The sequence below is a fragment of the Streptomyces massasporeus genome, assembly GCF_014648995.1.
GTDB classification, from domain to species: Bacteria; Actinomycetota; Actinomycetes; order Streptomycetales; family Streptomycetaceae; genus Streptomyces; species Streptomyces massasporeus.
Window position 1 is genome coordinate 250,018 of sequence record NZ_BMSE01000004.1, and the last position, 13,022, is coordinate 263,039.

General features: G+C 70.6%; 12 protein-coding genes and 1 pseudogene. 6 read left to right on the top strand and 7 right to left on the bottom strand.

Annotation, left to right across the window (positions count from 1 at the left end; translation table 11 throughout):
- Positions 1-26 precede the first annotated feature (26 nt).
- From IE153_RS12705 to IE153_RS12715, 3 genes are all read left to right on the top strand, one after another.
- Complete coding sequence (locus IE153_RS12705; protein WP_189589819.1) at positions 27-1,028, top strand: TerC/Alx family metal homeostasis membrane protein; 1,002 nt, start codon at positions 27-29, stop codon at positions 1,026-1,028.
- Between the two features lie 130 nt (positions 1,029-1,158).
- A complete protein-coding gene (locus IE153_RS12710) occupies positions 1,159-1,461 on the top strand; it encodes a hypothetical protein (RefSeq protein WP_189589820.1) in 303 nt (100 codons plus the stop codon).
- Positions 1,462-1,533: 72 nt separating this feature from the next.
- A complete protein-coding gene (locus tag IE153_RS12715; protein ID WP_189589821.1) occupies positions 1,534-2,634 on the top strand; it encodes a calcium:cation antiporter in 1,101 nt (366 codons plus the stop codon).
- Between the two features lie 73 nt (positions 2,635-2,707).
- Here the strand turns inward: IE153_RS12715 and IE153_RS12720 are convergent, their stop codons facing one another.
- Both IE153_RS12720 and IE153_RS12725 read right to left on the bottom strand, forming a co-directional pair.
- Complete coding sequence (locus tag IE153_RS12720; RefSeq protein ID WP_189589822.1) at positions 2,708-3,982, bottom strand: MFS transporter; 1,275 nt, start codon at positions 3,980-3,982, stop codon at positions 2,708-2,710.
- A 94-nt stretch (positions 3,983-4,076) separates the two neighbouring features.
- On the bottom strand, positions 4,077-5,123 hold the full coding sequence (locus tag IE153_RS12725) for a S66 family peptidase (RefSeq protein ID WP_189589998.1): 1,047 nt from the start codon (positions 5,121-5,123) through the stop codon (positions 4,077-4,079).
- A gap of 112 nt (positions 5,124-5,235) precedes the next feature.
- Here IE153_RS12725 and aroQ point away from each other — a divergent pair, with 112 nt between their 5' ends.
- Positions 5,236-5,709, top strand: coding sequence for a type II 3-dehydroquinate dehydratase (aroQ, locus tag IE153_RS12730; RefSeq protein ID WP_031143876.1), 474 nt, complete (start codon positions 5,236-5,238; stop codon positions 5,707-5,709).
- Positions 5,710-5,764: 55 nt separating this feature from the next.
- Here aroQ and IE153_RS12735 read toward each other — a convergent pair whose 3' ends face one another.
- The 5 genes and pseudogenes from IE153_RS12735 to IE153_RS12755 all read right to left on the bottom strand — a co-directional run bounded on the left by IE153_RS12735 (position 5,765) and on the right by IE153_RS12755 (position 9,519).
- Entirely contained in the window at positions 5,765-6,517 is a 753-nt protein-coding gene (locus tag IE153_RS12735; RefSeq protein ID WP_189589823.1) for an amino acid ABC transporter ATP-binding protein, read from the bottom strand.
- Positions 6,514-7,410, bottom strand: coding sequence for an amino acid ABC transporter permease (locus IE153_RS12740; RefSeq protein ID WP_189589824.1), 897 nt, complete (start codon positions 7,408-7,410; stop codon positions 6,514-6,516). The genes IE153_RS12735 and IE153_RS12740 overlap by 4 nt, the downstream gene beginning before the upstream one ends.
- Positions 7,407-8,279 (bottom strand): ABC transporter substrate-binding protein, encoded by an 873-nt coding sequence (locus IE153_RS12745; protein WP_189589825.1) that lies wholly within the window; start codon positions 8,277-8,279, stop codon positions 7,407-7,409. The genes IE153_RS12740 and IE153_RS12745 overlap by 4 nt, the downstream gene beginning before the upstream one ends.
- Before the next feature lie 308 nt (positions 8,280-8,587).
- Positions 8,588-8,775, bottom strand: a pseudogene (locus IE153_RS12750) (MBL fold metallo-hydrolase); the annotation flags it as partial.
- A 120-nt stretch (positions 8,776-8,895) separates the two neighbouring features.
- A complete protein-coding gene (locus IE153_RS12755; RefSeq protein WP_189589826.1) occupies positions 8,896-9,519 on the bottom strand; it encodes a TetR/AcrR family transcriptional regulator in 624 nt (207 codons plus the stop codon).
- Between the two features lie 418 nt (positions 9,520-9,937).
- Between IE153_RS12755 and IE153_RS12760 the strand changes: the two genes are divergently transcribed.
- Positions 9,938-10,960: an NAD(P)/FAD-dependent oxidoreductase gene (locus IE153_RS12760; protein ID WP_189589999.1), complete on the top strand. Its 1,023-nt coding sequence runs from the start codon at positions 9,938-9,940 to the stop codon at positions 10,958-10,960.
- Between the two features lie 93 nt (positions 10,961-11,053).
- Complete coding sequence (locus IE153_RS12765; RefSeq protein WP_189589827.1) at positions 11,054-12,685, top strand: MFS transporter; 1,632 nt, start codon at positions 11,054-11,056, stop codon at positions 12,683-12,685.
- Positions 12,686-13,022 lie beyond the last annotated feature (337 nt).

Here is a 13,022-nt window from a genome sequence, read left to right on the forward strand (position 1 = left end):
TTGCCGTTACGACTGCCGGAGGCGCAGTGGATGTTTCCGTGACCCTATGGGTCCTGACGATCGTGGGCCTTGCCGCCCTCATCGCGGTCGACTTCTTCATCGGCCGCAAGCCGCACGACGTGTCGATCAAGGAAGCCGGGATCTGGACGGTCGTCTGGATCGTGCTGGCCGCGCTCTTCGGGCTCGGTCTGCTCCTGTTCGCCGGTGGCCAGCCCGCCGGTGAGTTCTTCGCGGGCTTCATCACCGAGAAGTCACTCAGCGTCGACAACCTCTTCGTCTTTGTCCTGATCATGGCGAAGTTCGCGGTGCCGTCGCAGTACCAGCAGCGTGTGCTGCTGATCGGTGTCCTCATCGCCCTGGTCCTGCGAGCGATCTTCATCGCCGCCGGCGCGGCGATCCTCGCCAGCTTCGCCTGGGTCTTCTACATCTTCGGCGCCTTCCTCATCTACACCGCCTGGAAGCTCATCCAGGAGGCCCGGGCCGACGAGGAGGACGAGGAGTTCGAGGAGAACAAGCTGCTCAAGGCCGCCGAGCGCCGCTTCGGCGTGGCGGACCGGTACCACGGCACCAAGCTGTGGATCGAGGAGAACGGCAAGCGGGTCATGACCCCGATGCTGGTCGTGATGCTCGCGATCGGCACCACCGACGTCCTGTTCGCCCTCGACTCCATCCCGGCGATCTTCGGACTGACCCAGGACCCGTACATCGTCTTCACGGCCAACGCGTTCGCCCTGATGGGCCTGCGCCAGCTGTACTTCCTCATCGGCGGCCTGCTGAAGAAGCTGGTTCACCTCTCCTACGGCCTGTCGATCATCCTGGGCTTCATCGGCGTGAAGCTGGTGCTGCACGCCCTGCACGAGTCCGGGGTGCACGTCCCCGAGATCAGCATTCCGGTCTCGCTCGGCGTGATCTGTGCCGTGCTGATCGTCACCACGATCACCAGCCTGCGCGCTTCCAAGAAGCAGGCGGCGGCCGAGGCGGCGCAGAGTGAGAGCGGAGGCGCTCCGAAGGACAGCATCGACGTCTGACGGCGTCGGGCGTAGGAACAACCATCACCGGGATCGGTGCTCGGCGAATTGCCGACCACCGGTCCCGGTGCTTGCTTGTTTCCTGAGCGCGTTCCCCGGCCCGGGGGCGCCGCGGCCGGCTGGAGGCGCCATGAAGTTCGTGCAGATCATCGAGTTCGAGACCGAACGTCTGGAGGAGATGCAGCAGGTACTCGACGAGGCGGGGCAGCGCAACGCCGGCCGCGCCGGCGGCCCCACCCACAGCACGCTGCTGAAGGACCGGGACAAGCCCCACCGCTATCTGGCGCTGATCGAGTTCGAATCGTTCGACGAGGCCATGCGCAACAGCGACGACCCCGAGACGACCAGGCTGGCCGAGCGGCTCAACGCGCTCAGCATCGGCGAGCGGGTGTACACCAACTGCGACGTACTGGACATGCGTGACCTCAAGTAGCCCGACAAGGGTGCCCCGGGGGCCCGGCACGACCGGAGTGCGGGGCCCCTGCGGGTCTGCGACCATCTCTGCATGATCGCTCGGCGCAGGCGGCTCGCGGCACAGTGGACGACCCTGGTGCCCCTGCTCGCGGCCGTGCTGCTGGTCCTGACCTGGGGACGGGACCTTTCGGTCGCCGTCGTCGCCCTGGTGACCCTGGTCCTCGCGGGAGCGGTCCTGGCCGCTGTGCATCACGCCGAAGTGGTGGCCCATCGGGTCGGAGAACCGTTCGGCTCCCTCGTGCTCGCCGTAGCCGTCACGATCATCGAGGTCGCCCTCATCGTCACCCTGATGGTCGATGGCGGGGACAAGAGCGCGACCCTGGCCCGGGACACGGTCTTCGCGGCGGTGATGATCACCTGCAACGGCATCGTCGGCCTGTGCCTCCTCGTCGCCTCACTGCGGCACGGCACGGCCGTCTTCAACCCGGAGGGCACCGGCGCCGCACTCGCCACCGTCGCGACCCTGGCCACACTCAGCCTGGTCCTGCCGACGTTCACCACCAGCAAGCCGGGACCGGAGTTCTCCACCGTCCAGCTGACCTTCGCGGCGCTGTCCTCGCTGATCCTGTACGGCCTGTTCGTCGCCACGCAGACCGTGCGGCACCGGGACTACTTCCTGCCGATCACCCGGCACGGCGAGGTGATCACCGCCGAGGAACACGCAGAGGCTCCGACCGCCGCCACCGCCCGGACCAGCCTCGCCCTGCTGGGTCTGGCCCTGGTCGGCGTGGTCGGCCTGGCCAAGGGGGTCTCACCCACCATCGAGTCCGGGGTGGATGCCGCCGGGCTCCACCAGGCAGTCGTCGGCGTGATCATCGCGCTGCTGGTGCTGCTCCCGGAGACCATCGCCGCGCTGCGCTCCGCCCGCCGCGACCGTGTGCAGACCAGTCTGAACCTGGCCCTCGGTTCGGCCATGGCCAGCATCGGCCTGACCATCCCGGCCGTCGCACTCGCCTCCCTGTGGCTCTCCGGCCCCCTCGTCCTCGGTCTCGGCGCCACCCACATGGTGCTGCTCGCCCTGACGGTGGTGGTCGCCTCGCTGACCGTGGTGCCGGGCCGGGCCACGCCGCTCCAGGGCGGGGTCCACCTGGTGCTGTTCGCGGCGTATCTGGAGCTGGCGATCAACCCGTAGACGCGCGCAAACGCTCACGCAAGCGCTTACGCGCCACTGGGCACGGCACCGGCGCCGGCACCGCCACCCCGGCTCATCCCGCAGCGGTCTCCGCGGCCGCGCCCACCCGCACCGGACGCGTCTCCGGCAGCAACGCGAAGCACCCCAGGCTGAACAGCGCGATCGCCGTGAGATACGCGGCCACACCCCACGGCACCCGGCCGCCCTGCTCGGCCAGGGCGGTCGCCACGATCGGTGTGAGGGCGCCTCCGACGACCCCGCCGAGGTTGTAGCCGACGGCGGCGCCGGTGCAGCGCACCCGCGGCTCGTACAGCTCCGGCAGGTACGCGGCGATCACGGCGAACATCGTGATGAACGCGAGCATCGCCCCGAGGAAACCGAGGAACATCGGCAGCGGCGCACCGGTGGAGAGGAGCGCGACCATCGGGAACATCCACAGGGCCGCGGCCGCGCACCCGATCAGGCACAGGGGCCGCCGACCGAAACGGTCCCCGAGCAGCGCCACCAGCGGAGTGAGAGCCCCCTTCACGAGCACCGCGCCCATGATGCAGGTCAGCATGACGGAGCGGCTCACCCCGAGCCGCTCCGTCCCGTAGGCGAGGGACCAGGTCGTCACGGCGTAGAAGATCGCATAACCGATCGCGAGGCCGCCGCCGGTCAGCAGGAGGAGCCGCCAGTGGTCGCGGACGACCTCGACGAGCGGCACGCGCGCGTGGTCGTCGAGCTGGAGGAAGCTGGGGCTCTCGGTGAGCGACGACCGCAACCATAGCCCCGCGACGGCCAGCACCCCCGCAGCCCAGAACGGCACCCGCCACCCCCACGCGGCGAACTGCGCCTCCGTGAGCGTCGAGGACAGCCCCAGCACCACACCGTTGGCGAGCAGAAACCCCAGCGCGGGCCCGACCTGCGGGAAGCTCGACCACAGCACGCGCCGTTCGGCCGGCGCGTGCTCCACGGCCAGCAGCACCGCCCCGCCCCACTCCCCGCCGAGCCCCAGCCCCTGGAGGAAGCGCAGCACCAGGAGCAACAGGGGAGCGGCCACGCCGATCGACTCGTACGTCGGCACACAGCCGACCGCGACCGTGGATGCCCCGGTCAGCAGCAGGGAGGCGACGAGGACCGGCCGCCGCCCGCGCCGGTCCCCGATGTGCCCGAACAGCACCGAGCCGAGCGGCCGGGCCACGAAGCCCACACCGAAGGTGGCGAAGGCGGCCAGCGTCCCGGCCACCGGGGAGAAGGTCGGGAAGAACAACGGCCCCAGGATCAGGGCCGCCGCAGTGCCATAGACGAAGAAGTCGTAGAACTCGATGGCCGTGCCGGCCAGTGAGGCGGCCGCGAGGCGCGGCATGGAGGGTGCCCTTACGGCGCGTACGTCGTGCATGCCGCGTCAACTACCCACCGTGATCGGCGGTTACGGGGGCGCGCGGAGGGCTCGGGGGCCCTCAGTACGTGACCGTGATGCGCCGGGCGGGCCCGTCCACGCGCACGGTGCCGCCGTACGGGATCACCAGTTGCGGATCGGTGTGCCCGAAGTCCACGTCGAAGACGATCGTGGTGTCGGGCGCGTAGGTCCGCATGGCGCGCAGTACGGCCTCGCGCTGGTCGGCGGCGTAACGGGCAGCCTGCTCGGGGGTGTTGGGCCGCTCGAAGAACCACGTCTTCGGCCTCCCCATCAGCAGGGCCGGGAAGCGCCCCAGCAGCCCCCGCTCGCCCATGTTCCGCAGGGTGCAGAAGACCTCCGTGGCGCTCGGCATGTCCTCGGAGGTCTCCAGGAGCAGGACGCCGCCGTCGTACTCGGACAGGTCGCGCGCGATCTCCCGGTCGGCCATCAGCAGCCAGGCGACGATCTCCAGGCAGCCGCCCCAACTGCGGCCCTCGACCACCCGGTCGGGGTTCACCCAGGTCCAGCCGGACCCGGGCCGGGTCTCCGGCTCCGCGTCGAAGGTCGCCGGGTCCGCCCAGTCCCGGTCGATGTCACGCCACCGCTCGGCGGGCCTCAACTCGTACGGTCCCGGGGTGAACAGGGCCGCGCGCAGGGACTCGGCGGTCTGCGGGTGCATGGCGCCGGGGCGGCCCAGTTCGCTCATCACGCTCCCGCCGTGGAAGCCGACGATGCCGCAGGTGCGCAGGAAGGCGAGCAGGTTCGTGTTGTCGCTCATCCCGAAGAAGGGCTTCGGGTTGGCCCGGATCAACTCCCGGTCCAGGTACGGCAGCACAGTGATCTGGTCGTCCCCGCCGATCGAGGCGATGACGGCCTTGATCCCCGGGTCGGCGAAGGCGGCGTGGATGTCGGCGGCCCGTTCCCGGGGCGTGGAGCCCATCGTGCGGGTCGCCGGATACTCGACCGGCTCCAGCCCGTACTCCTTGCGCAGCCGCTCCAGGCCGAGCTCGTAGGGGAGCGGGAAGAGCCCCGGCAGACCGGAGGAGGGCGAGATCACGGCGATGCGGTCACCGGGGGACGGCTTCGGCGGATAGGTCGGGCTGGTCAGGCTCGTCATGCCGGGAGGCTACGGCCCGACAGGCCGCCGTCGCACCGTGATAAACCGGCAGGGAGCAGCGGTCCGTCCCGGGCCGCCCGACCCCGAACGGACCGGAGGAACCGTGCCCCGCACCCTGGCCCACGCCCCGATCATGATCCTCAACGGCCCCAACCTGAACCTGCTCGGCCAGCGCCAGCCGGAGATCTACGGCTCCGACACCCTCGCAGACGTCGAGGCCCTGTGCGCCAAGGCGGCGGCCGCGCACGGGGGCACGGTCGACTTCCGCCAGTCCAACCACGAGGGCGAGCTGGTCGACTGGATCCACGAGGCGCGGCTGAACCACTGCGGCATCGTGATCAACCCCGGTGCGTACTCGCACACCTCCGTCGCCATCCTGGACGCCCTCAACACGTGTGACGGCCTGCCGGTGCTGGAGGTCCACATCTCCAACATCCACCAGCGCGAGTCGTTCCGGCACCACTCCTACGTCTCGCTGCGCGCCGACGGGGTCATCGCGGGCTGCGGGGTGCAGGGGTACGTGTTCGGTGTGGAGCGCGTCGCGGCGCTGGCGGGGGCGGGCAAGGCCGACACGTGAGCAGGAGCCGGTAAGCCCCGCCGACCATGGCGGGCGCACCCTACCGCCCTGCTTCCTACAGCCGCCCCGCCTCCACGATCCGCCGCAGGAAGCGCCGCGTGCGCTCCTGTTGCGGATCCCCGAAGACCTGCTCGGCGGTGCCGCGTTCCAGCACCACGCCGCCCTCCAGGAAGCACACCTGGTCGGCGACCTCGCGGGCGAAGCCCATCTCGTGCGTGGCCAGCACCATGGTCATGCCCTCGTCCTTCAGGTCGCGGACGACGGTGAGCACCTCGCCCACCAGCTCGGGATCGAGGGCCGCGGTGATCTCGTCGAGCAGCAGCAGCCGGGGCCGTACGGCCAGGGCGCGGACGATCGCGACCCGTTGCTGCTGTCCGCCGCTCAGCCGGTCCGGGTACGCGTCCGCCTTCCCGCCGAGCCCCAGCCGCTCCAGCAGCTCACGCGCGCGTGCCTCGGCCTCGGCGCGGGCGACACCGTGCACGCGCCGCGGGGCGAGCGTGATGTTCTCCGACACGGTCATGTGCGGGAAAAGGTTGTACGCCTGGAAGACCACGCCGATCCGGCGGCGCACGGCGTCCTGGTCGGCGCGCGGGTCGGTGATCTCCTCGTCGTCCAGCCAGATCGCCCCGTCGTCGATCTCCTCCAGCAGGTTGGCACACCGCAGCAGCGTGGACTTGCCGGACCCGGAGGCGCCGATCAACGCGGTGACCGTGTGCGGGGCGACCTCCAGGTCGACGTCCCGCAGGACGACCGAGCCGCCGAAGGTCTTGCGGACGGACTCCATGCGCAGCACGGGCGTCTGGCTCATACGGCTCCTCCATGGGCCTGCCGGCGATCCATCCGGGCCGTCACCCAGTCCGTGAAGCGGGTCATGGGGATGGTCAGCGCGACGAAGACCAGCCCGGCGACGATGTACGGCGTGTAGTTGAGGCTGCGGCCCACGATGATGTCGGCGGCCCGTACGGCGTCCACCGCACCGCCGATCGAGACCAGCCCGGTGTCCTTCTGCAGCGACACCAGGTCGTTCAGGAGCGGCGGCACCTGGCGGCGCACCGCCTGGGGCAGCACCACGTACCGCAGCGCCTGCCGGTTGTTCAGCCCCAGCGAGCGGGCCGCGGCGCGCTGCGAGGGGTGCACGGACTCGATTCCGGCGCGGAACACCTCGGCGACGTACGCCGAGTACGTCAGGGTGAGCGCGGTGCCGCCGAGCAGCACCGGGTCGACGGTCACCCCCTGGAGCCGCAGCGCCGGGACGCCGAGGACCACGATCATCAGGTTGATGATGAGCGGCAGCCCCCGGAAGAAGTCCGTGTACGCGGCGGCCAGGAAGCGCAGCGGGAAGAACACCGGTCCGCGCAGCGTGCGGGCGACGGCGATCAGCATGCCGAGGACGAGTACCGCGACCCCGCAGATCAGCAGTAGCCGGACGTTCAGCCACAGGCCTTCGAGGACCTTCGGGAACGCCTCGCGCGCGTACCCCCAGTCGAAGAAGGTCTCCTTGGTGCGCGGCCAGCCCGGGGCGTTGACGACGACCAGGTAGAGGACGACCGCGGTGAGGAGGGTCGAGAGCGCGCCGATCGCCGTCGCGCGCCGGGCGCGGGCGCGCTTGTGGCGCTCCCGGTCCAGCCGTCGCGGCGACGGCACGTAGTCGTCCGCCGCTTCGTGCTCGCCGGAGCCCAGCTCCTCCTTGTGGACGGTCACTTGAGCACCGGAGCGTCGACGGCGTCCGACAGCCACTGCTGCTCGATCTTCGCGAGCGTGCCGTCCTCGCGCAGGGCGTCCACGGCCCGCGAGACGCAGGAGGTGAGAGCGCTGCCCTTGTCCAGCACGAGGCCGAACTGCTCCGGCGTGCCGCCCTGGTGCGCGAACTGACCGACGATCGTCGCGTCGGTGATCTCGGCCCCGGTGATGTAGAAGGCGGTCGGCAGGTCGACGACGATGGCGTCGACCTGGCCGTTCTTCAGCGCGGACTTGGCCTGGTCGTTCTTGGCGTAGACGGCCGCGGCCTGCTTCGGCTTCACCACGTCGTCGATGTAGTTCAGGCTGGTGGTGCCGACCTGCGCGCCCAGCTTCACGTCCTTCAGGTCGGCCACGCTCTTCGCCTTCGCGGCCTTGGAGCCCTTCAGCGCGACGACGGCCTGGCGCACGTCGTAGTAGCCGGAGGAGAAGTCCACGGCCTTCTTGCGCTCCTCGCTGACGGACACCTGGTTGATGTCGAAGTCGAAGGTCTTCTCACCGGGCGCGAAGGCCTTGTTGAAGGGGACGGTCTGCCAGGCGACCTTGTCCTTGCCGTAGCCGAGTTGTTCGGCGACGGCGTAGGCGACCGCGGACTCGAAGCCCTTGCCGTTGGCCGGCTTGTCGTCCTTGAACCACGGCTCGTAGGCGGGCTCGTCGGTGGCGATGGTCAGCTTGCCCGAGGTCCGGGTGGCCAACTCGCCCTTCTCGCACGCGTTCCCGGCGGACGACGACGGCTTGTCCGCCTCCTCGGGCTGCGGGGCGCAGCTCACGGCGGCGGCGAGGACGACGACGGCGACGGCGGCGCGGCGCAGGGCACGCGGAGCAGGATGCATGGCGGGAGATTGACAGCCGACGGGCCCGTTTGTCGAGGTCACGGCGCCACATGTCCGGATGGTGGGAACGGGTGTTGCGGTTGTGTGAACGGGTCCCGATGCCGGTCGTGCTGGTGTGTGCCGGGGCCGCCGGCCGAGGGCGGGGATCGACAGGCCGGCGGCCCGACCGCACAGGAGCCGTCATCCTGCGCGGGGCTGGTACCAGTTGACTGCGCAACTACGTTCGAGGGGAGCGCGCGTGCGACACCGGCGTGTGCGAACGATTCACACGGGGCGCGTGCGCGGCGCGCGCCGAGGGGGAGCGTGCCTCACCACCCGCGCGCGTGCCACTCCGGCAGGTGCGGGCGCTCCGCGCCCAGCGACGTGTCGTTGCCGTGCCAGGGGTAGACCCAGGTCTCGTCCGGGAGGGTGCCGAAGATCTTGGTCTCGACGTCGTGGATGAGGCTGGCGAACGCCTTCGGTCCTTGTGGGTGTTGCCCACACCGCCGGGGAACACCACAGCACGCGCCAACACACGAGGTCACGGCGGCGCGCAAACCTACGGGCCGTGCCTCCGCGGCGTCGAAGTGGGCCGACCGCATCAGATGCCTGTGCAATGAGGCAGGCCGTGCCCTTGTCAGTGGTGGCGCGGGCGGGGCAGCAAGGCGAACGCGCTCTCCGCAATGGAGGTCAGGCGGTCGGGGCTGTGGCCGTACGCGCCTACGACATCGGTCCCGCGGATGATGGTCAGCAGGAGGTAGGCGAGGTCGTCGGGATCCGCGTCGGGGTCGATGTCGCCGTTGCGCTGGGCCGCTCGCACACACTCGGCCACCGCCGTCCGGACTACGGAGAAGCAGTCGTTGGCCAGACGTTTCACCTCGGGGTCGGAGGCGCCGATCTCCAGGGCCATTTTGGCGGCGAAGCAGGCTGCGGCCGTCCGGTCGGGGGCGGGGGGTACGTCGGCGGCGAGTGGCACCCCGTGGACGGCGCGGAGCAGGTACGCGTGCAGTCGATCCAGGGCGCCCTCGTCCGGTCCGGCGAGCAACTTCCGCGGACCCTGCCCCAGCCGGGCGAAGTAGCCGGCCATCGCCTGCAGTAGCACGCCGTGTTTGCCGTCGAACGCGGCGTAGAGGCTGCCGCGGCCCAGGCCGGTGGCGGCGCTGATGTCGTCGACGCTCGTGCCGTTGTAGCCCGAGGTGCGGAACTGCCGCTCGGCGGCGTGGAGGACGTGGTCGGGGTCGAAGCTTCGTGGTCTCGCCATACATCGAAGGTAAAGCCGACCCACCGTTATTGACAACCCAGTACAGAACCATCTAGGTTTCTGACTGTTCAGTACACAACCATCCTGAGCTCACCGGACAGGGTGTGTGTACGCCTGGCGCGATGGAGAGCAACCCATGCCTTTGCGCTCCTCCGCGCCGCCCAACGTTGCGACGCCTTCCAGGCCGGTAAGGCCCGTCTGATCCTCGCGATCCTGGCGACGGCGAGCTCCATCGCCGGACTGGATCTGTACATCACGAACGTCGGGCTGTCCTCGGCGCGGGGCACTTCCTGCACCTCGAACAGCCCAAGACGGTCGCCGACCGCATCCTCGGCTTTCTGAACAACTGACCCCCCTCCAACCACCCAGAACTCGAAGGGTTGACCGAACCATGACTGACAAGGAAAGGCAGGAGGCCATGGCTGTGGCGACTCCTCCGTACGCGAGCGACGCACTGGCCGAGGGGACCGTCGACGCGGTGGTGATCGGCGGGGGCGCCGCGGGGCTGAACGGTGCACTGATCCTCGCCCGCTCCCGCCGCTCGGTCGTCGTGATCGACAGCGGCTCCCCGCGCAACGCGCCCGCGGAGGCCGTGCACGGCTTCATCGCCCTGGACGGCACCCCGCCGTCCGAGATCCTTCGACGGGGCCGGGAGCAGGTGCGCCAGTACGGCGGACGCGTCGTGTTCGGCGAGGTGGTCTCGGCCGAGTCCGCCGCCCCGTCGGCAGACGGGGACCTGCGGTTCACCGTCACCCTGGCCGACGGCCGCAGCATCACCGCTCGCCGCATCCTGGTGGCCACCGGCCTCACGGATGTGCTGCCACAGGTGCCCGGGCTCGCCGAGCACTGGGGGCACAGTGTGGTGCACTGCCCGTACTGCCACGGCTGGGAGATGCGCGACGAGCCCATCGGCATCCTCGCCACCGGCCCGGCCTCCATCGGCCACGCGTATCTGTTCCGCCAGCTGACCGAGGACCTGACCTACTTCACCCACGGCACCGACCTGGACGAGGACAGCCGCGCCCGCTTCGCCGCCCGCGGCATCCGCATCATCGACACCCCGGTCACCGAGGTCGTCGACGACGAGGACGGTGCCCTCGCCGGGGTGCGCCTGGCCGACGGCCAGGTCGTGGCCCGCCGCGTCCTCGCGGTCGCCCCGCAGATGCAGGCCCGCACCCAGGGCCTGGAAGGTCTGGGCCTGCCGGTGCAGGACCTGCCGAACAACATGGGCCGCGGTTTCGCCTCTGGCATGGCCGGCACCACCGAGGTGCCGGGTGTGTGGGTGGCCGGCAACGCCACCGATCCGGTCGCCCAGGTCGGGGCCTCCGCAGCGGCCGGCGCACTGGCCGGCGACTACATCAACAGGATGCTGGCCACCGCGGACACCGACGCGGCCCTCCAGGGGATCGCCGAGGGAAGCCCGCAAGGGGCCACAGGATGATCTCGAAGCCCTGAGATCTAGCCCGTCGCCCGCTCCCCTCACGGGCAATTACGTGATTCCCCTCGTCCGCCCCGTCCCTCTCAGGAGCTACTGATGCCCTTCCTTGCACATACCCCCGTGGAGAAGATGACCGGGCCGTACGCGCAGCGCTGGTGGGCGCTGCTCGTGCTGTGCCTGAGCCTGCTGATCACGGTGATGGCGAACACGTCGCTGATCGTCGCCGCCCCCGACATGACCACCGACCTGGGCCTGAGCAGCAGCGATCTGCAGTGGGTCGTCGATAGCTACACCGTTCCGTACGCGGCGCTGATGCTGGTGCTGGGTGCGATCGGTGACAAGTACAGCCGACGCGGCGCGCTGGTGCTGGGTCTGCTGATCTTCGCCGGCGGTTCGGTGATGGGGAGCATGGTCGACGAGACCTCACTGGTCATCGTGGCCCGCGCGATCATGGGTGTCGGTGCCGCGGTCGTGATGCCGGCCACGCTGTCCCTGGTGGTCGCGACCTTCCCCCGGAGCGAGCGGGCCAAGGCCATCACCGCCTGGGCCGCGACCTCCGGGGTGGCGGTAGCCGTCGGCCCGCTGGTCTCCGGCTGGCTGCTCGAGGACCACGCCTGGGGCTCGACCTTCCTGATCAACGTGCCGATCGCCGTGGCCGCCGTGTTCGGCGCGCTCGCCCTGGTACCGCCGTCCAAGGCGGAGGGAATGGGCCGGATCGACTACGTCGGTGGTCTGCTGTCGATCGTCACGGTCGGCTCCCTGATCTACGCCGCCATCGAGGGCCCGCACTCCGGCTGGGGCGCCGGCCCCGTCACCGCCGCCGTGGTCGCCGGTGTCGGTCTGGTCGCCTTCGTCGCCTGGGAGCTGCGGCACCCGCACCCGATGCTGGATGTCCGAAAGTTCGCGCTGCGGCCCTTCACCGGCTCGATGCTCGCGGTGATGTTCTTCTTCTTCGGCATGTTCGCCGTGATCTACTACTCGACGCAGTTCCTGCAGTTCGTCCTCGGCTACGGCGCCCTGGACACGGGTGTACGTCTGCTGCCGCTGGGCGGTGCGGTGTTCCTCGGGTCCGCGGTGACCGGGGTGCTCGCCCCGAAGCTGGGGGTGAGGGTGATGGCCGTGACCGGCATGGCCGTCGGCACGGCGGGCATGTTCCTGCTCACCCAGATCGACAAGGGGTCGACGTACGGGGACTTCCTGGCGCCGCTGATGATGCTGGGCCTCGCGCTCGGACTGGCCATCTCCCCGGCGACCGACACGATCATGGGCTCCTTCCCCGAGTCCGAGTTGGGCGTCGGCGGCGGGGTCAACGACACCGCGCTGGAGCTGGGCGGGGCGCTGGGCATCGCGGTGCTGGGCTCGCTGCTGGGCACGGCCTACCGGGACGAGCTGACCGACCTGGTGGGCAACCGGCTCCCGGCGGAGGCGATGGAGACCGCCAAGGACTCGGTCGGCGCCGGCCTGGCCGTCGCGGAGCGGGTCGCGCAGGATCCCTCCGCCGGGCCCCAGCAGGCCCAGGCCGCCGTGGACGCCGTCCACCAGGCCTTCGCCCATGGAGTCGCCCAGACCAGCCTCATCGGCGGGATCATCATGGCCGCCGGAACACTGATCGTCCTCGCTGTCCTGCCGGGCCGGCGCGGGTTCGCGAAGCAGAGCGCCGAGCCGGGGGCCGGGACGACGGCGAGCGAGGAGGCGGCTGTGCGGGAGCACACCGGGTCCACCCGCTAGATCGCCGGCGGGGCGTCCACTGGATCGCCGGGGCCGCGTCCGCCCGGGTCGCCGGGCACCGCCTCCGTCGGATCGCCCGCCAGGCGCGTCGGGCAGGAGCCCGGCGGCGCGAGACGCGCCGGGCGCGGGCGTGGTCCACGGTCCACGGCCACGCGGATCCTCTGCCGGAACACCTCACCGTCCTCGGCCTCCGGGCCGCCCCGGGGCTCTCCTCCGGGGCGGCCCGGAGGCCAAGGGCCGTGAGGGAACCCGGCCCGGCAGACCGCAGCCCATACAGCAGTCCCCCTGATCATGGCGGTCACGCCGTCGGGCTCCGGGCAGCCGCCCGCTCCCGGCT